This window comes from Thermomonospora curvata DSM 43183 (genome assembly GCF_000024385.1).
Taxonomy (GTDB): Bacteria; Actinomycetota; Actinomycetes; order Streptosporangiales; family Streptosporangiaceae; genus Thermomonospora; species Thermomonospora curvata.
The window spans coordinates 2,751,375-2,768,351 of the sequence record NC_013510.1 but is presented as its reverse complement, the minus strand read 5'-3'; the positions used below and the strand labels follow the sequence as shown (position 1 = coordinate 2,768,351).

19 protein-coding genes are annotated in these 16,977 nt (G+C 72.3%); 15 read left to right on the top strand and 4 right to left on the bottom strand.

Annotated features, from left to right (window positions below; translation table 11 throughout):
• Window position 1 precedes the first annotated feature (1 nt).
• From TCUR_RS11765 to TCUR_RS11745, 5 genes are all read left to right on the top strand, one after another.
• Window positions 2–973 (top strand): DUF58 domain-containing protein, encoded by a 972-nt coding sequence (locus TCUR_RS11765; RefSeq protein WP_012852727.1) that lies wholly within the window; start codon window positions 2–4, stop codon window positions 971–973.
• Window positions 970–1,917: a VWA domain-containing protein gene (locus tag TCUR_RS11760; RefSeq protein WP_012852726.1), complete on the top strand. Its 948-nt coding sequence runs from the start codon at window positions 970–972 to the stop codon at window positions 1,915–1,917. Before TCUR_RS11765 ends, TCUR_RS11760 begins: the two co-directional genes overlap by 4 nt.
• 99 nt (window positions 1,918–2,016) lie before the next feature.
• A complete protein-coding gene (locus tag TCUR_RS11755; protein ID WP_041439578.1) occupies window positions 2,017–2,652 on the top strand; it encodes a class I SAM-dependent methyltransferase in 636 nt (211 codons plus the stop codon).
• On the top strand, window positions 2,649–3,209 hold the full coding sequence (locus TCUR_RS11750) for a TrmH family RNA methyltransferase (RefSeq protein ID WP_012852724.1): 561 nt from the start codon (window positions 2,649–2,651) through the stop codon (window positions 3,207–3,209). Before TCUR_RS11755 ends, TCUR_RS11750 begins: the two co-directional genes overlap by 4 nt.
• Before the next feature lie 52 nt (window positions 3,210–3,261).
• Entirely contained in the window at window positions 3,262–4,068 is an 807-nt protein-coding gene (locus TCUR_RS11745) for a glycerophosphodiester phosphodiesterase family protein (protein ID WP_012852723.1), read from the top strand.
• A gap of 13 nt (window positions 4,069–4,081) precedes the next feature.
• Here TCUR_RS11745 and TCUR_RS24925 read toward each other — a convergent pair whose 3' ends face one another.
• From TCUR_RS24925 to TCUR_RS11730, 3 genes are all read right to left on the bottom strand, one after another.
• Entirely contained in the window at window positions 4,082–4,834 is a 753-nt protein-coding gene (locus TCUR_RS24925; protein ID WP_012852722.1) for a YbgA family protein, read from the bottom strand.
• Between the two features lie 138 nt (window positions 4,835–4,972).
• Complete coding sequence (locus tag TCUR_RS11735) at window positions 4,973–5,845, bottom strand: enoyl-CoA hydratase/isomerase family protein (RefSeq protein ID WP_012852721.1); 873 nt, start codon at window positions 5,843–5,845, stop codon at window positions 4,973–4,975.
• An 86-nt stretch (window positions 5,846–5,931) separates the two neighbouring features.
• Complete coding sequence (locus TCUR_RS11730; protein WP_012852720.1) at window positions 5,932–6,702, bottom strand: SDR family NAD(P)-dependent oxidoreductase; 771 nt, start codon at window positions 6,700–6,702, stop codon at window positions 5,932–5,934.
• A 75-nt stretch (window positions 6,703–6,777) separates the two neighbouring features.
• Here TCUR_RS11730 and TCUR_RS11725 point away from each other — a divergent pair, with 75 nt between their 5' ends.
• From TCUR_RS11725 to mftR, 5 genes are all read left to right on the top strand, one after another.
• A complete protein-coding gene (locus TCUR_RS11725) occupies window positions 6,778–7,425 on the top strand; it encodes a TetR family transcriptional regulator (protein ID WP_012852719.1) in 648 nt (215 codons plus the stop codon).
• Between the two features lie 654 nt (window positions 7,426–8,079).
• The gene (locus TCUR_RS24920; RefSeq protein WP_012852718.1) at window positions 8,080–8,583 is read left to right on the top strand and encodes a hypothetical protein; all 504 of its coding nucleotides are present in this window, start codon (window positions 8,080–8,082) and stop codon (window positions 8,581–8,583) included.
• Window positions 8,567–9,205, top strand: a complete 639-nt coding sequence (locus TCUR_RS11715; RefSeq protein ID WP_012852717.1) for a class F sortase — start codon at window positions 8,567–8,569, stop codon at window positions 9,203–9,205. The genes TCUR_RS24920 and TCUR_RS11715 overlap by 17 nt, the downstream gene beginning before the upstream one ends.
• Window positions 9,206–9,447: 242 nt before the next feature.
• Window positions 9,448–10,734 (top strand): M14 family metallopeptidase, encoded by a 1,287-nt coding sequence (locus TCUR_RS11710; protein ID WP_012852716.1) that lies wholly within the window; start codon window positions 9,448–9,450, stop codon window positions 10,732–10,734.
• A gap of 344 nt (window positions 10,735–11,078) precedes the next feature.
• The gene (mftR, locus tag TCUR_RS11705) at window positions 11,079–11,714 is read left to right on the top strand and encodes a mycofactocin system transcriptional regulator (RefSeq protein WP_012852715.1); all 636 of its coding nucleotides are present in this window, start codon (window positions 11,079–11,081) and stop codon (window positions 11,712–11,714) included.
• On the opposite strand, the gene mftG is transcribed toward mftR, so the two are convergent.
• The gene (gene mftG, locus TCUR_RS11700; RefSeq protein ID WP_012852714.1) at window positions 11,711–13,264 is read right to left on the bottom strand and encodes a mycofactocin dehydrogenase MftG; all 1,554 of its coding nucleotides are present in this window, start codon (window positions 13,262–13,264) and stop codon (window positions 11,711–11,713) included. The two genes, mftR and mftG, sit on opposite strands and share 4 nt — an antisense overlap.
• Window positions 13,265–13,381: 117 nt before the next feature.
• On the opposite strand from mftG, the gene mftA reads away from it, so the two are divergent.
• The 5 genes from mftA to mftE all read left to right on the top strand — a co-directional run bounded on the left by mftA (window position 13,382) and on the right by mftE (window position 16,976).
• Window positions 13,382–13,501, top strand: coding sequence for a mycofactocin precursor MftA (gene mftA, locus TCUR_RS27520; RefSeq protein WP_012852713.1), 120 nt, complete (start codon window positions 13,382–13,384; stop codon window positions 13,499–13,501).
• 5 nt (window positions 13,502–13,506) lie between these two features.
• Window positions 13,507–13,782, top strand: coding sequence for a mycofactocin biosynthesis chaperone MftB (gene mftB, locus TCUR_RS11695; RefSeq protein ID WP_012852712.1), 276 nt, complete (start codon window positions 13,507–13,509; stop codon window positions 13,780–13,782).
• Window positions 13,779–15,008: a mycofactocin radical SAM maturase gene (mftC, locus tag TCUR_RS11690; protein WP_012852711.1), complete on the top strand. Its 1,230-nt coding sequence runs from the start codon at window positions 13,779–13,781 to the stop codon at window positions 15,006–15,008. The genes mftB and mftC overlap by 4 nt, the downstream gene beginning before the upstream one ends.
• Window positions 15,009–15,079: 71 nt before the next feature.
• Window positions 15,080–16,261: a pre-mycofactocin synthase MftD gene (gene mftD, locus TCUR_RS11685; protein ID WP_012852710.1), complete on the top strand. Its 1,182-nt coding sequence runs from the start codon at window positions 15,080–15,082 to the stop codon at window positions 16,259–16,261.
• 1 nt (window position 16,262) lies between these two features.
• Window positions 16,263–16,976: a mycofactocin biosynthesis peptidyl-dipeptidase MftE gene (gene mftE, locus TCUR_RS11680; protein WP_012852709.1), complete on the top strand. Its 714-nt coding sequence runs from the start codon at window positions 16,263–16,265 to the stop codon at window positions 16,974–16,976.
• Window position 16,977: the final 1 nt, after the last annotated feature.

Below are 16,977 nucleotides of genomic sequence, written 5' to 3'. Positions count from 1 at the left end.
CATGCACACGTCACGCACCTCACGCGGCGCCCTGGCCCGCCTGGCGCCGGAGCGGACGCTGCGGCGGCTGGAGCTTGCGGTCACGCGGCGGCTGGACGGGCTGCTGCACGGCGAGCATGTGGGGTTGCTGCCCGGGCCGGGCACCGAGCTGGCCGAGGCCCGGCTGTATCAGCCCGGCGAAGACGATGTGCGGCACATGGACTGGGCGGTGACCGCCCGCACCACCGCCCCGCATGTGCGTGACCTCATCGCCGACCATGAGCTGGAGACGTGGGCGCTGGTGGATGTGACCGCCAGCATGGACTACGGCACGGCCGCCCTGCCCAAACGGGATCTGGCGGTGGCCGCGCTGGCCGCCGTGGGGTTTTTGACCTCCCGGCTGGGGGACCGCACCGGCGCCTACCTGATGCGCGGGGACGGGTTGCGGCGCTGGCCGGCCCGCACCGGCAAGGCCGCCATCTACGCCCTGCTCGCTGACATCCTCACCGCCCCGCCCCAGCAGGCCTCAGGGCGGCCGTCGCTGGCCGAGGGCATCGCCGCCCTGGCGCGTTCCCAGACCCGCCGGGGGCTGCGCGTCATCATCACCGACTTCCTCGATCAGCCGGCCGACCCGCAGGGCCGGCCGGACTGGGAGCGGCCCTTGCGGCGCCTGGCCGCCCGTCACCAGGTGCTGGCCGTGGAGATCATCGATCCTCGTGAGCTGAGCCTGCCGGAGGTGGGGATGGTGAACGTGGCCGACCCGGAAACCGGCGCGACCTATGAGGTCTCCCTCAACCGCAAGGTCACCGACGCCTACGCCCGCGCCGCGGCCGCGCACCGCCGGGCCGTGGCGGCGGCGCTGCGCCGGGCCGGCGCCGGGCACCTGCAGTTGCGCACCGACCGTGACTGGATCACCGACATCGCTCGTTTCGCCCTGCGGCAGCGCCGCGTCGCCGGACGCGGCCACCGCACCCTCAGGGGGGCACGCCCATGACTTTTCTGTCTCCTGGCCGGCTGTGGGTTTTGGCGGTCGTTCCGCTGCTGGTGGCGGTGTATGTGCTGGTGCAGCGGCGGCGGCGCCGTTATGTGGTCCGCTTCACCAATGCGGCGCTGCTGCACCAGGTCGCGCCCCGCCGCCCGGGGTGGCGGCGGCATGTGGCGGCCGGGTTGTTCTTGGCCATGGTGACGGTGATGTGCCTGGCCTTTGCGCGTCCGGCCACGCCGGTGAAGGTGCCGCGGGAACGCGCCACGGTGATGGTCGCCATCGATGTGTCGCTGTCGATGATGGCCAAGGACGTGGCGCCCAACCGGTTCGAGGCCGCCAAGGCCGCCGCCAAGAAGTTCATCCAAGACCTGCCGGCCCGCTTCAACGTCGGGGTGGTCGCCTTCGCCGGCAGCGCCAACGTCGTGGCCACCCCCAGCGGGGACAGGGCCGCGGCCATCTCCAGCATCGACACCCTCACCCTGGCCAAGCGCACCGCCATCGGGGAGGCGGTCTTCACCAGCCTGCAGGCCATCCGGTCCTTTGACGCCCAGGCCGGCCAAGATCCCCCGCCGGCTCACATCGTGCTGCTGTCGGATGGGGACAACACCACCGGCCGGTCGGTTCCCGAGGCCATCGACGCCGCGCGCGCCGCCGACGTCCCGGTGTCGACCATCGCGTTCGGCACCCCGTATGGGACGGTGGAGATCGACGGGGAGACCACTCCGGTGGAGGTCAACAAGGTCACCTTGGCGGGGCTGGCGCAGGGCACCAACGGCAAGGCCTATGAGGCGGCCGACAACGATCAGCTGTCGCAGGTGTATGCCAACATCGGCACCTCGCTGGGGTGGCGGATCGAGCACCAGGACGTGGCCGCCCGTTTCACGGGGATCGCGTTGCTGCTGGCCCTGGCCGCCGCGGGGGCGTCCTTGGCGTGGTTTTCCCGCCTGCCGTAAAAACCGCAGGAGCCCGCCCGGCCCAGGGGCAGGGCGCCGGCGTCCTTCATGATCGACGGTGGCGCATCGCGGGCCGGAACGCTGATAGCGTCACCCCCCGTGGGGGAACACTACTTCACCGAACGGCCGGAGGCCGCCGGGCGCCGCCGCACCGTTCACCTCGTCCTGCCGGATGTGCACCTGCGGCTGACCACCGACCGTGGCGTGTTCTCCCCCGACCGCATCGACCCGGGCACCCGCATCCTGCTGGAGACCGTGCCCGCACCCCCCGCCGAAGGCGACCTGCTCGATGTGGGCTGCGGGTACGGGCCCATCGCCTTGGCCATGGCGCTGCGCTCCCCCCGGGCGAGGGTGTACGGCGTGGACGTCAACGAGCGGGCGCTGCAGCTGGCGCGTCTCAACGCCCGCACCGCCGGGATCGGCAACGCCAGTTTTCACCGGCCCGAGCAGATCGACCCGGCGATGCGGTTCGCCGCATTGTGGTCCAACCCGCCCATCCGCATCGGCAAGGCCGCCTTGCACGAGCTGCTGACCACCTGGCTGGCGCGGCTGCTCCCCGGCGCCACCGCCTACCTGGTCGTGCACAAACACCTGGGTTCTGACAGCCTGCACCGCTGGCTGCAGCAGCAGGGCTGGCCCACCGAACGCATCGCCTCCCGCTCGGCCTACCGCGTCCTGGCCGTCACCGCCCACCCCGATGCGCCGGCCGCGCCGTCCCGCCAGGAGAGACCATGACCCGCACTGAACAACGCCGGCAGCTGCGTCCCACCGACGTCAAACGCCTCAACCGCGCCTGGCGGCGCCGCACCCACGGCCGCCTGGGACTGATCGTCGAGTCGGTCACCCAGCCGTTCAACGTCGGTTCCATCGTGCGCACCTGCGCGGTCTTCGGAGTCGAACACCTGTGGCTGGCCGGCAACACCACACCCCCCACCCACCGCAACGCCGGGAAAACCGCCCTGGGCACCGAACGGCTCGTGCCCTGGTCCCAGGCCGGCACCCCCCAGCAGGCCGTCCGGGAAGCCCACGACCAAGGGCTGCGCGTCATCGCACTGGAGCTGGCCGGCGGGGCGATCCCGCTGCACCGGGCGCCGTTGGAGGGCGATGTGTGCCTGGCCGTCGGCGGTGAAGACCACGGCTGCTCCCCCGCCCTGCTGGAGGCCGCCGACGCCGTCGCCTACATCCCCCAAATCGGCCGGGTCGGCTCCCTCAACGTCGCCGTCGCCACGGCCATCGCCCTGGCCGAGGCCCGCCGCCGGGAATGGGCCGCCCTCGGCGAAGACCTCCCCTAAGACGGGCGTGCCCGGCTGCGCCACGGCCGCACGGCAGGCCATACTCGCTGAGATGCAGGCCGGCTACACCTTCCTCGACCATCCCGGGCCGATCCCGTTCGCCCACCGCGGCGGCGCCCGCCACGGCCTGGAAAACTCCATGCCCGCCTTCCAGTACGCCGTCGACCTGGGCTACCGCTACCTGGAGACCGACGTGCACGCCACCGCCGACGGTGTCCTGGTGGCCTTTCACGACCGGACCTTGGACCGGGTCACCGACCGGCGCGGCGCCATCGCCCGCATGACCTACGCCCAGGTCTCCCGCGCCCGCATCGCCGGAGTCGAACCCATCCCGCTGCTGGAGGACATCCTGGGCAGCTGGCCGCACGTGCGGGTCAACATCGACATCAAAGACGCCCCCGCCATCGACCCCCTGGCCCGCGTGCTGCACCGCACCCGCGCCTGGCACCGGGTGTGCATCACCTCTTTCTCCTCCCGGCGCCTGGCGGCGCTGCGGGCGCGGCTGCCGCTGTACACCGACCAGAAGGTGTGCACCGCGTTGGGGCCGCGGGGGGTGATGGCGCTGCGGGCCCGCTCGGCCGGGGGGCCGGCCGCCAAACTCGTCCGCCTGGCCGCCACCGGGGTCGCCTGCGCCCAGGTCCCCTACGGGCTGGGGCCGTTGCCTTTTGTCACCGCCTCTTTCATCGAGCAGGCCCACCGGCTGGGGTTGAAGGTGCACGCCTGGACCGTCAACCGCCGCGAGGAGATGGAACGGCTGCTGGATCTGGGCGTCGACGGCATCATGACCGACGACCTGATCACCTTGCGGGAGGTGCTGATGGCCCGAGGGCTGTGGACCCCCGCTGAGGCGTTCCGCTGAACCACGCCGCGGCTCACCAGCCCAGCCACCACAGATCCTCCGGGTAGGGGGCCAGGTAGGTCTGCGTCCCGATGTACTCATCCCCGTCGCGTTCCGCCTGGTGGCGGATCAGCGTGGCGGGCACGTCGAAAGGCACCAGCCCCACCCGGTAGGAGTCGATGGCCGCGGCCAGCACCCGCCGCCGGTGGACGTCGGTGGTGAGCATCCCCAGGCAGTGTTGCAGCGCATTGACATGCCTGCCGACGTCGGCCCGGACCGCCAGCGCCTCCTGGAACAGGCGGGTGTAGGCGGCGGTGGTCTCTTGGCGTGGCCGTCGGCTCGCCTGCGCCACGACACGGCCGGCCTGCCGGTAGCGGAGCGGGTCGTGGGCCAGCAGCTGCATCTTGTGGCCGGCGTGGAAGGCCACCAGTTCGCCGGTGCGCCAGTCGGGGCGTCCCAGCAGCTCACGCAGCCGGGCGTGGGCGAAGGCCCGTTCGGCGAAGTCCATGCCCGCCAGCGGGTCCTGCAGGTGCGCCTCATCGATCACCGGCGCCAGATGCCACACGCCCGCGACACAGACCGGCAGGCTGCGCACATCCATGCCGGCCGGGCACACATAGCCGTCGGCGTCCTCGGCAAGGAGCGGAGGCGGCGGGGAGCGGCCGTTGCGCAGTGCCCGCAGGGCCTCCTCCAGGGTCTGCTGTGTCCGCAGGTCCAGCCACACCCATTGGGCGTGGCGGCCGGGCGGGCGGCCATCGGCCGGCACCGCGATACGGGGCCGGCTCATGGCCGCTCCCGCCGCAGAAACGCAAGGGGGGTGAAGTCTGTAATTTCCGTCATAACACACTCTTGCCCAGCAGATTCCCCCCTAAAGTCACCCGCGCCCCCTGGGCAGGGCACGGCTTGGGCAAAGCGCACGCCCAGGTCAAGAATCGGTGTAGCGGGGGGTGCGCCGCTCCAGGAAAGAGGTGATCTGCTCGGTGTGGTCGCGGGTGTAGGAGATCAGCACCTGGGTGCGGTTCTCCAGGTCGATACCGGCCTGCAAACTGGCGACCTCCAGCTGGCTCCAGGCCACCTCCTTGGTCATCCACACCCCCATCGGGCTGTTGGCGCAGATCAGCTCGGCGGTCTCCAACGCCGCCCGCACCACCTGGCCGTCATCGACGACCCGGTTGACCAAACCGATGCGCTCGGCCTCCTCAGCCTCCACGAACCGCCCGGTCAGCAGCAGCTCATGGGAGCGGCCGGCGCCGATCAGCCGCGGCAGCAGCCAGCTGACGCCGATGTCGCAGCCGGAAAGCCCGATGCGCACGAAAGCGGCGTTGAACTTGGCCGAGGCGGCGGCGATGCGGACATCACAAGCCAGCGCCAAGGCGAAACCACCGCCGGCGGCCGGGCCGTTGACGGCGGCGATGACCGGCTGACGCAGATTGCGCAGCTTGGGCACGAGCGCGGCGATGGCCTGCTGGACGTGCAGGCCCGCCTGCGGGCTGCGCCGCCGGGCCTCCTGCTGCGGGGAGGCGGGAGCAGTGGCCTCGCGGACGGGCGGATCGTGCAGGTCCAGCCCGGCGCAAAAAGCACGACCGGCGCCGGTGATGATGAGGACCCGGCATTCGTCGTCCACGGCGACCTCATCGAGCGCGGCGTGCAGGTCTTTGATCAGCTCGCCGGACATCGCGTTGAGCCGGTGCGGGCGGTCCAAGGTCAGCAGCCGCACACCGGGGGCGGGCCGCTCCATCCGCACCGTCTTCCCCGAAGCGGGGGTGTCGCGCAGGTAGGCGTCGCTGTCGGTCAGCATGGGCGTTCCTTCGTCAACACTTCAGGTCCGTGCTCTTTTCCGCCCAGACGGCCGGCGCCGGCCCGGGCATCGCCGAGGGCCGCCGATCAATGAGGGACCAGGCCGCCATCGGCCAGCAGGACCTGCCCGGTGACGAAACTGGCGGCATCGGAGGCCAAAAACAGCGCCGGGCCGACCATCTCATCAGGGTGCGCCATGCGCTTTTGCAGCGAGGCCTGCTCCATCAGCCGCTGAAACTCCGGCGGGTTCTTGCGGACCATGGTGGTGTCGACGGTCCCGGGGGCCAGCGCGTTGACCCGGATGCCCCGCGGGGCGAACTCAGCGGCCATGGAACGGGTGTAGGACACCATGGCGGCCTTGGCCGCCGCATACATCGACACGTTCGGGGAGAACATGAACGCCCCCGCCGAGACCACGTTGATGATCGCGGCATGCGGGCTCGCGGTCAGGTGCTCCAGCGCCCGCTGCACCAAAAAGACCGGGCCGCGGACGTTGACGTCCTGGGACTTGGCGAACGCCTCGGGAGTGAAGGAGCCCAGCGGCAGCGCCAGCGGGTTGGCCGCGTTGTTGACCAGGATGTCGATCCCGCCGAAGGTGTCGACGGTACGGCTCACCAGCGCATCCAGCGCATCCAGGTCACCCATGTGCGTGGGCACTCCCAAGGCCGCACCCCCCATGGCCTTCAGGTGCGCCTCGGTCTCGGCGCAGGCCTCGGCCTTGCGGCTGGCCACGACCACGCTCGCGCCGGCGGCGACGAACCCCTCGGCGATCGCCCGTCCGATGCCCCGGGTGCCACCGGTGATGATCGCGACCCGGCCGGTCAAGTCGAACAAGGACCGCAGCTTCTCAGCGTCCACAGTCTTCCCCCCCTGATCGTCCCGGATGCCGCCACGTTCTGAGACACTGTCCCAATTGCGACATAGTGTCAAGATATGGATGCGATCGACGCCGGAGGAGACTCCCTGCGGGAGCGCAAGAAGCAGCACACCTACCTGGCGGCGGCCAAGGCCGCGGTCAAGCTCGTCTCCGAACGCGGCATACGCGCCGTGCGCGTGGACGACATCTGCGAACGCGCCGGCATCAGCCGCTCGACGTTCTTCCGCTACTTCGACTCCAAGGAAAGCTGCCTCATCGCCGGCCTGCACCACGGCCGCCTGAAAGCCGTGCTGGCCGCCCTGCAGGCGCGCCCGGCCGCAGAAGACGCCTTCACCGCACTGTGCAACGCCTTCCTCGACATCACCGCCGACTGGCGCGACCACCGCCAGATGGCCCGGCTGGAGATGCGCATCCGCGCCGAGAACCCGGCCGTGCGGGCCCACTCCGACGCCGAGTACATCGCCTGGGAGGAGGCGCTGGCCCGGGCCCTGGAGCCGCGCTGCGCGAAGGCCGCCGGCGAGGCCGCAGGTCAGGTCGCCGACTCGGTGCGTCTCCTGGGGCCGCGCCTGGTCGCCGGGATCGTCTTGTGCGCGGTGCGTCTGGCCACCGAGCAGTGGGTGCGTCAAGGCGCCGCCTGCTCGCCGGCGGAGATGTACGCCCAGGCCTTCGGTGCGGTCCGCACGGTCATCGCGGCCGGGTCTTAGGCGGATGCCGCGCCGGTGAGGCAAGGCTCCGCCTGCGGTGGGGCGGGTGAACGGTGAAGCGGCTCTGGCCGCTGCTGTGGGCCGAGTTCGCCGGCTGATCGGTGGTCGGCTCGGAGGTGGTTGGTGTGTTTTGGTGTGGTTGTTGTGGTGGTTTTGGGGTTTGCTGTTGGTGGGGTGGCTGGGTAGTGACCCAACCGCGCACCTTTACAGCGTAGATCAGTAAGTTGGGGCGGGTGCTGAAGTTCGCCCGCTTCAGGCCCCGGTACGCCCGCCCGGTATCCGCACGCCACCCCCCATGTGTCGGCGGCTTCACCGCTGCGACAGGCCCGGCGGACTAAAGAGCAGGCCGCTCCCTTTCCCCGCCGCCTGCGCATCCGGGCGCGGAACGGACAGCCCGGCCGCTCCCCGATCGACACGGCTCTCCTCCGGCCCCGGTTCCCGGTGCAGGACGCAGGGAGCCTAGGCGGCGGCCGGGAGCGTGACGCGCCCCGAACCGGCAGAAGCGGCGCATTGAGAAAATCCCGCCTTCCTCGCACCGGCGCACCGGCCTTTCCGAACCAACCCGGCGCATTCTCCATCACATTGAAGCAAAAGACACGGCGTTAAAAGCCCGGGAGGAAGAAACCGAGCCGCCGTGCCGCCTTGGGAGGAATCATGCGAGCCAGGAAAACGACCATGCTCGCTCTCACCGCCGGTGCCCTGACGGCCGGGCTGGCGGCCGGTGTCGCCGCTCCCGCCACGGCCACCACGTCCGTGCTCGTCAAGCCCGGCAAGGCCCGGCCCGGCCAGAACGTCACCCTGCAGGTTCCCGAGTGCGAAACCGACGGCTTCGCCACCTCCGACGCCTTCGCCGGCAGCGCCGCGCTGGACGGGGCCGAGGAGGTCGAGGGCCGCGCCGGCCTGGCCACCATCGGCGCGCACACCCCGCCGGGCACCTACCAGATCCTGGCGCACTGCGGCGACGTCAACGCCGTCGGCCAGATCGTGGTGCTGCCCGGCACGGCCCCCTCTCCCCGCCCCACCCCGCACGGCGCGGCCGACGCCGGCTTCGGCGGCGGTGCGGGCGGCGTCAACGTGGTCCTGCTGGGTGCCGGAGGCGTCCTGCTGGCGGGCGCCGCCGTCGCAAGGAGCCGACGCCGCGATGACGTCACGGCATGAAAGCACGCCCATCCGGCGGGGGCTGCAAGGCGCCCCGGTCCTCATGGCGGCACTGCTCGGCCTGGTGATGATCGCCCTGGCAGTGGGCGGACCGGCCGGGCCGCCGCAGCCGCCGGCGTGGGCGGCCGCCGCCCGCGCAGCCGACCACAGCGGCCCCCTCCTGCCCCGCTCCGCTCCCCTGCGGGTGCGCATCCCGGCCATCGGGGTGCAGGCCCCACTGGCTCACCTGGGGCTGAATCCCGACGCCTCGCTCCAGGTCCCCCCGGCCGGCCGGCCCGACCTGGCCGGCTGGTACCGGGGCGGGCCCGCCCCCGGGGAACGCGGCCCCGCCGTGATCGTGGGCCATGTGGACTCCCCGCGCGGGCCTGCGGTCTTCTACGACCTGGGCCGGCTGCGGCCCCACGACCGCATCGAGGTCGACCGGGCCGACGGCCGGGTGGCCGTATTCACCGTCGAATCGATCGAACGGGTCCCCAAGGAGCGTTTCCCGACCGAGCGGGTCTACGGTCCCCTCGACCACGCCGGGCTGAGACTGATCACCTGCGGTGGCCGTTTCGACCGGGCCCGGCGCGGTTACCGAGACAACGTCATCGTCTACGCCCACCAGACCGCGGTTCGCTGAAAAACCCCTGCGGCCGCGGTCACGGCGTGCCCTCCCTCGCGGCGCCGTGGAAAAAGACAGGCCGAGGCCGTGGGATGAACAACGGCCCGCGCAAACACCCCGGAGATCGAAGCGGGCATTACGAACCGACCTACGGGCGCGTCCGGAACTTGCTATTTGCTTAACTCTTATTGCTTTCCATCTCAACTGATCGAATTTACGCTGGCGCCGTCCCACGGTCACCCCCGCCGTTGGAGGCCGCCTTGCGAAGGAGACCCCTGCCCGCCCTGCTCGGCCTGTGCGTCCTGCTGCTGAGCACGTTCGCCGCCACCGGCGCCTCGGCCCGAACGGTCGCACCCCACGACACCCGCGCCTACGACGTCACCGGGGTGCGGAACGCCGCCGACCGCACCCGGATCGCCCGCACCGGCGCGGCGATCGACGAGGTGCACGGACGGCACCTGGTCATCACCGCCACCGAACGGGAGGCGGCGAAGGTGCGGCGGCTCGGCTTCACCGTCACCCGCCTGCCCCAGGAGACGGCCCCCGACCGGGTCACCGCCCTGGACTTCCCGCCCGCCGACTCCGGCTACCACAACTTCGCCGAGCTGACCGCGCTGGTGGACCAGGTGGCCGCCGACCACCCGGCCATCGTCCGCAAGTACGTGATCGGCCGGTCCTACCAGGGCCGCGCCATCATGGCCGTCAAGATCAGCGACAACGCCGGCGTGGACGAGGCCGAACCGGAGGTCTTGTTCACCCACCACCAGCACGCCCGCGAGCACCTGACCGTGGAGATGGCGGTCTACCTGCTCAAGGAACTGACCGAGGGCTACGGCGGCGACCCGCGCATCACCGGCCTGGTCAACAGCCGGGAGATCTGGATCCTGCCGGACCTCAACCCCGACGGCGGCGAATACGACATCGCCACCGGCTCCTACCGGTCCTGGCGCAAGAACCGCCAGCCCACCCCCGGCTCCAGCGCCGTGGGCACGGACCTCAACCGCAACTGGGCCTACCGGTGGGGCTGCTGCGGCGGGTCCTCCGCCGGCCCCTCCAGCGCCACCTACCGCGGCCCGTCGGCCGAGTCCGCCCCCGAGGTGCGCGCGGTGGCCGACTTCGTGCGCAGCCGGGTGATCGGCGGACGCCAGCAGATCAAAGCGGCCATCGACTTCCACACCTACAGCGAACTGATCCTGTGGCCGTACGGGTACACCTACGCCGACACCGCGCCCGGCCTGACCCAAGACGACCGCAACGCGCTGGCCGCCCTCGGCCAGAGCATGGCCGCCACCAACGGCTACACCCCCCAGCAGGCCAGCGACCTGTACATCACCGACGGGTCGATCAACGACTGGCTGTGGGGCAACTACAAGATCTTCAGCTACACCTTCGAGATGTACCCGCGTTCCGCCGGCCCGGGCTTCTACCCGCCGGTTGAGGTCATCGCACGGGAGACCTCCCGCAACCGTGAGGCGGTGCTGCGGCTGCTGGAGTACGCCGACTGCGTCTACCGCCTCATCGGCAAGCCCACGCTCTGCGCGGCCTGACGGCCCGCATGCCCCGGTCCGGCGCGGCCCGCGGGCCGCGCCGGACCGGCGTGCTTAGGGACGGGGACACGCCGTGGCCGGGCCGGCCGGCTCTTCGGAAGCCGGCCCGGCCCGCACCGCGGCGGCCTGAACGCGCCGTGAGCGGGCATGCCGCCCAAGAGACTCGTCCGGTGCACCGTTCCCGCAGGTCGCATGCGGGAGGCGGCGCCGCCGGGGGCGGCGTGCGGCCCGCGGCGTCACGGCCGTGAAGACCGTCCGCGCTCCCGTCCCGGTGAGCAGGCCCGGTTCACGCCAGTTGATCTGGGCCGTTTGCCCGCAGGCAACCGCCGCGGCGTGGCAGCCTCATGGGTGTGACGTCCAACAACGGAACGACCGCCCAGACGGTGATGGGCAGGCCCCGGGTGACCTCGCGGGCCACGCTGGAGGCACGGGCCTTTGAGCTGTTCGCCCGCAAGGGGTTCGAGGAGACCACGGTCGATGACATCGCGGCGGCGGCCGGCATCGGGCGGCGGACGTTCTTTCGGTACTGCGCCTCCAAAAACGACCTGGTGTGGGGGGATTTCGAAGGGCACCTGCTGAAGCTGCGCCGGCTGCTGGAGGAGGCCGACCCGACGCTGCCGACGATGGAGGTGCTGCGCCGGGCCGTGGTGGAGTTCAACCGGTTCGACCCGCGGGATGTGCCCTGGCACCGGCAGCGCATGGAGCTCATCTTGAAGGTGCCGACGCTGCAGGCCGATGCGACGTTGCGGTACGCCTCCTGGCGGGCGGTGATCGCCGAGTTCGTGGCCTCCCGCACCGGGCTGCCGCCGTCGGCGATGACGCCCCGCCTGGCCGGTCACGTGCTGCTGGCGGCCGCGGTGGCCGCCTATGAGCACTGGCTGTCGGGGGACGGGGACGCCGAGCTGGCCGAGCTGCTGGACAAGGCGATCCGGCGGGTGAGCGCCGGGCTGTCGGCGGCGCTGCAGGCCCCCGGCGGCTAGGCGGGCTGCTCGTCGATGGCGCCCGCGATGAGCTCACCGATCAGCACGGCCGTGGCGGCGGGGCCGCGCAGCGGCGCGGTCGGCAGGATCGAGGTGTCGGCGACGCGCAGCCCGTGCACCCCGATGACCCGGCCGCAGGAGTCGACGGCGGCGGACGGGTCGCCGGCCGGGCCCATGGGCACGGTGCCGCAGGCGTGCTGGGCGGTGCCCAGGCGGGTGCGGATCCACGCATCCAGCAGGCGGTCGTCCGCCAAAGTCGCCGTATCCAGGTCCACCGGGCCGGCGCACACCCGGCCGAAGGCGTCGGTGGCCAGCACGGCGGCGCTCGCCCGCACCGCCTGGCGCAGCCGGCGCCGGTCCTCGCCGGTGCGCAGGTAGCCGTAGTCGATGCGGGGAGGTGTGGCGGGGTCGGGGGAGACGGTGCGCAGCCGTCCGGTGGCGCGGGGGGTGTTGACCGCGACCAAAAAGGCCAGGGGCGCATCGGGGGGCGCCGGTCTCCCGCTGGTCAGGGCGGGGAGCGGGACCAGGGATTGCAGGATTTCCACATCGCCTTCGGTTCCGGCGTCGCCGGAGGGCAGGTGCAGGACGCCGCCGAGCCACGAGCCGCGGGGGGCGCCCAGGTGGCGGCGGGGATGCCACTGGACCGTCACCTGGGGGTGGTCGCTGAGCGTGCCGCCGACGGCCGGCAGGTCGCAGACCACGGGGATGCCGGCCCGCTCCAGCTCGGCCGCCGGTCCGATGCCCGACAGGTGCAGCAGGTGGGGTGAGCCGAAGGAGCCGGCGCACAGCACGACCTGCCCGGCCTCGATCAGGCCGTCTGCGGTGATCACCCCGATGGCGCGGCCGCGGCGGACGGCCACCGAGTGCACCGGGCTGTCGCCGCGGACGGTGAGGTTGGGCCGGTGCAGGGCGCCCAGCAGGCAGGCCAGGGCGGTGTTGATGCGCCGTCCGCCGCGGACGTTGCAGGGCACCGGGCCGAAGCCGGGGGGCAGGCAGGCGTTCTTGTCCGTCTCCTCGGGGTGGCCCAGTTCACCGGCGGCGGCCCGGAACGCGGCGGCGGCCGGGTGGTCCAGCCGGGTGCGGTGCACCGGGATGGGGCCGCGGTCGCCGTGCAGGGGGGTGGCGCCGTAGTCCAGGTCGTTTTCCAGGGCGCGCCACAGCGGCAGCACCCGCTCATGGCTCCAGCGGTCATCGCCGGCCCGTGCCGCCCAGCGGGTGAAGTCGGCGCGCCGGGCCCGGATGAAGTAGCCGCCGTTGACGGTGGTGGAGCCGCCGAGGATGCGGCCGCGGGGGGCGGCATAGGGCAGGCCGGGCGCCAGGCGGGCCGGGTAGCGGCGGACGGCCGGGTGCGCCGGTTGCGCGCCGGGCACCCGCCGGGCGTCCAGCAGTTCGTCGGGAAAGCCGGTGAGCGGGGCCGGTCCGGCCTCCAGCAGCAGCACCGTGCGGGAGGGGTCTTCGCTGAGCCGGGCCGCCAGGGCGGCTCCGCTGCCGCCGGCTCCGACCACCAGGACGTCGGGGCGGCTCACCGGGCGGCCACGGGAGGAAGCCACTTTTGACACTCGATGCATCTTTCTTTTGGCACTCGATGTCTTTAGTATCGCCTCTGCGGCCTGGACGTGTCCCAGGCCACGCTTCCCTGTGGTCCCCGACGTCACCAGGAGACGACCATGGACAACCTGCACACCACCGACGGCGCCGCCGAGGAGCAGACCGCCCTGACCGAGGAGGCCGCCGTCGAATCGCTGATCGAAGAGGTCTCCATCGACGGCATGTGCGGCGTCTACTGACCCGGATGCCCGCCATCGACCTGGACCGCGCCTGGGACCTGCACCCGCAGGTCTCGGTGCGGCCCGAACCCTTCGGGGCGCTGCTGTACCACTTCGGGACCCGCAAACTGTCGTTCCTGAAAGACCGGCGGCTGCTTGCGGTCCTGCAGGCCCTGGCACAGGCGCCCACCGCCCGGGCCGCCTGCACGGCGGCCGGGGTGGACGCCGGCGACCTGCCCGCCTACCGCGCCGCGCTCGGCGCGCTGGCCGACTCGTCCATGCTCGTGGAGAGGACCCCATGACCATCACCCCGCCGCAGCAGCGGGCGGCGCCGGCGACCGCAACGCGCCTGGTCGACCTGTTCCAATACGGCCTCGACGCGCCGATCTGCCTGACCTGGGAGCTGACCTACGCCTGCAACCTGGCCTGCGCGCACTGCCTGTCCAGCTCCGGCCGGCGCGACCCGCGCGAGCTGAGCACCGCAGAATGCAAGGCCGTCATCGACGAGCTGGAGGCCCTGCAGGTCTTCTACGTCAACATCGGCGGCGGGGAACCCACCGTCCGCTCCGACTTTTGGGAACTGGTGGACTACGCCACCGCCCACCACGTGGGCGTGAAGTTCTCCACCAACGGAGTGCGCATCACCCCCCAGGTGGCCCGGCGCCTGGCCGCCAACGACTACGTCGATGTGCAGATCTCCCTGGACGGCGCCACCGCCGAGGTCAACGACGCGCTGCGCGGACCCGGCTCGTATGAGATGGCCATGCGTGCCATGCGCAACCTCGCCGACGCCGGGATGCGCAACTTCAAACTGTCGGTGGTGTGCACCCGGCACAACATCCCGCAGATCGACGCCTTCAAGCAGATCGCCGACACCTACGGCGCCCAGCTGCGGCTGACCCGGCTGCGCCCCTCCGGCCGCGGCGCCGACGTGTGGGACGAACTGCACCCCACCCCCGACCAGCAGCGGCAGCTGTACGAATGGCTACTCGCCCACGGCGAGGAGGTGCTGACCGGGGACTCCTTCTTCCACCTGTCGGCCTACGGGCAGGCCCTTCCCGGGCTCAACCTGTGCGGCGCCGGGCGGGTGGTGTGCCTGATCGACCCGGTCGGCGACGTCTACGCCTGCCCGTTCGCCATCCACGAGGAGTTCCTGGCCGGCAACGTGCGCCAGCCGGGGGGCTTTGCCAAGGTGTGGCGGGAATCGCCGCTGTTCGCCCGGCTGCGCAAGCCGCAGCACGGCGGGGCCTGCGCCTCCTGCTCCTGCTACGACGCCTGCAAGGGCGGCTGCATGGCCGCCAAGTTCTTCACCGGGCTGCCGCTGGACGGCCCCGACCCCGAATGCGTCCACGGACACGGGGAGAAACTGCTCGCCCGGCGTCCCGGGGACCGCTCCGGCATCCCCCGGCCCTCGGTGGACCACTCCCGCCGCGGGCCGGTCCCGGTCAAGCTCACCCGCCGCCGCCCCGACCGGCCGCCGGTCAGCGCGTGCGATGAGAACCCGCTGGCAGGGCTGCGGCTTCCCTGACCCCACCATCCACCCCGGGCGGCGGGCGGCCCGCGTGCGGCCGCCCGCCGCCCTCGGCGAGGAGACACCCCATGCCCTTGAAAAACCCCTGGTTCGAGACCGTCGCCGAAGCCCAGCGCAGAGCCAAAAAACGCCTGCCGTACATGGTCTATGGCGCTTTGCTGGCCGGCTCTGAACGCGGCCGGACCGTCCAGGACAACACCGACGCCTTCGGGGAGCTGGGGTTCGCCCCCCGCGTCGTCGGCCACCACGCCCAGCGGGACCTGTCGACCACGGTGATGGGCGTGCCGACCTCCATGCCCGTGGTGATCTCCCCCACCGGCGTGCAGGCCGTCCACCCCGACGGGGAGGTGGCCGTGGCGCGGGCGGCGGCCAACCGGGGCGTCATCATGGGGCTCAGCTCGTTCGCCAGCAAACCCATCGAGCAGGTCGTCGAGGCCAACCCCAACGTCTTCTTCCAGATGTACTGGAGCGGCGACCGCGACGCGATCCTGCAGCGCATGGAACGCGCCCGCAACGCCGGCGCCAAAGGGCTGATCGTCACCCTCGACTGGTCCTTTTCCATGGGGCGGGACTGGGGCAGCCCCACCATCCCCGAAAAACTCGACGTCAAGACCATGGTGAAGCTGGCGCCGGTGGCGCTCAGCCGCCCCGGCTGGCTGTGGCGGTTCCTCAAGGCCCGCACCCTGCCGGACCTGACCGTCCCCAACCTGCAGCCCCCCGGCGGGCAGGCCCCCACCTTCTTCGGCGCCTACGGGGAGTGGATGCAGACCCCTCCGCCCACCTGGGACGACGTCAAGTGGCTGCGCGAGGAGTGGGGCGGGCCGTTCATGCTCAAGGGCGTCACCCGCGTCGACGACGCCAAACGGGCCGTCGACATCGGCGTCACCGCCCTGTCGGTGTCCAACCACGGCGGCAACAACCTCGACACCACCCCCGCCACCATCCGGCTGCTGCCGGCCATCGCCGAGGCGGTCGGCGACCAGGTGGAGGTGCTGCTGGACGGCGGGGTGCGCCGCGGCGGGGATGTGGCCAAGGCGCTGGCCCTGGGCGCCCGCGCGGTGCTGATCGGCCGCGCCTACCTGTGGGGGCTGGCCGCCAACGGGCAGGCCGGGGTGGAGAACGTGCTGGACATCCTGCGCAGCGGCCTGGACTCGGCCGTGCTCGGGCTGGGCCGCTCCTCGGTGCACGAGCTGGCCCCCGACGACCTGGTCATCCCGCCCGGCTTCCGGCTGGCCCCGGGCGCCTCCTGACATGCCCGGCGGCCTGGACTCGGCCGTCTGGCCGGCCGTGCCGGCCGGCGCCCCGGTGCTGGTGCCCGTCGGCTCCACCGAGCAGCACGGGCCGCACCTGCCGCTGGGCACCGACGGCCTCATCGCCCGGGCCGTCGCCGAACGCGCCGCCGCCGCGCTGGACGGCCCGCCGCTGGTGGCGCCGGTGATCGCCTATGGGGCCAGCGGCGAGCACGCCGGTTTCCCCGGCACCGTCTCCATCGGGCACCGGGCGCTGGAGGCGATGCTGGTGGAGATCGTGCGGTCGCTGGCGCTGTGGGCCGGCCGGATCGTCTTCGTCAACGGCCACGGCGGCAACACCCCCGCCCTGGACGCCGCCGTGGGCCGGATGCGCGCCGAAGGGCACCAGGTGGCCTGGGCCGGCTGCGGCGTCCCCGGCGGGGATGCGCACGCCGGGCACACCGAGACCTCGGTGATGCTGCACCTGGCCCCGCACCTGGTCCGCCCGTTCGGCCACGTCAGCGGCGACGCCCGCCCGCTGGCGGAGATCATGCCCGAGCTGGTGGCGCGCGGCGTGCGCGCACTGTCCCCCTCCGGGGTGCTGGGGGACCCGGCCGGTGCCTCGGCCGAGCACGGCCGCGCCCTGGTGGCCGCCATGGTCGCCTCCCTCATCCGCCGCATCGAAGGCTGGCGGGTCGATGAGCGGGGACGGCTCGCCGACCCCGGCCGGTCCTGAC